This window comes from Pseudomonas sp. H26/SER47-MNA-CIBAN-0231 (assembly GCF_040310465.1).
GTDB lineage: Bacteria > Pseudomonadota > Gammaproteobacteria > Pseudomonadales > Pseudomonadaceae > Aquipseudomonas > Aquipseudomonas atacamensis.
In genome coordinates this window covers 1-264 of the sequence record NZ_JBEOPW010000104.1, presented here as the reverse complement: position 1 = coordinate 264, position 264 = coordinate 1, and the positions used below count along the sequence as shown (strand labels likewise).

Genomic DNA, 264 nt, shown 5'->3' with positions numbered 1-264 from the left:
GATCACCACCCGCGGATCGACCAGGAAACCCGCGATGACCGCTATGCAGGCCAGCACCAGCGCCACGCCCGAGGTGACGATGCCGCCGGGTGTCTTGTACGGGCGATGTAGGTCTGGCCGGCGCAGGCGCAGGACGATGTGCGAGGCCATCATCAAGACGTAGGAGATGGTCGCGCCGAACACCGCGACGAGGATCAGCAGGTCGCCCTGGCCGGTCAGCGACAGCAGGAAACCGATCACACCGGGAATCACCAGGGCCAGCAC

At 66.3% G+C, this 264-nt stretch carries 1 protein-coding gene; it reads right to left on the bottom strand.

Going from position 1 to position 264, the window contains the following annotated elements:
* The coding region (locus AAEZ10_RS27465) for an amino acid permease (protein WP_350571831.1) at window positions 1-264 on the bottom strand (264 nt) is incomplete at both ends.